Source organism: Bacillus sp. TSO22 (assembly GCF_020223595.1).
In the GTDB taxonomy this organism is placed as follows: Bacteria; Bacillota; Bacilli; order Bacillales; family Bacillaceae; genus Bacillus; species Bacillus inaquosorum.
This window is the reverse complement of sequence record NZ_JAHAWO010000022.1, coordinates 1-346: the sequence shown is the minus strand read 5'-3', so window position 1 is coordinate 346 and position 346 is coordinate 1. Positions and strand designations below refer to the sequence as shown.

The 346-nt window shown below is 43.1% G+C and carries 1 rRNA gene; it reads right to left on the bottom strand.

What is annotated here, in order from left to right:
- Window positions 1-230: 230 nt before the first annotated feature.
- Window positions 231-346, bottom strand: a 5S ribosomal RNA gene (gene rrf / locus KHQ79_RS22135).

The window sequence follows — 346 nt, the reverse complement described above, 5'->3', positions numbered from 1 at the left end:
GCCAGCGTTCGTCCTGAGCCAGGATCAAACTCTCCGATAAAGTAGTTTGACTGACTACGCACATCGCTGTGCGATTTATTTAAAAATGAATTAACAGGTACGTTTTGTCTTGTTTAGTTTTCAAAGATCATTTCATTTGTTCGCTTTGTTAAAGCAACTTTATTAGTATACAACGTTGCTTCTTCAAAGTCAACAACTTTTTTCTTTTTTAATTACACAAGCGTGCAATTGCTTGGCGGCGTCCTACTCTCACAGGGGGAAACCCCCGACTACCATCGGCGCTGAAGAGCTTAACTTCCGTGTTCGGTATGGGAACGGGTGTGACCTCTTCGCTATCGCCACCAAA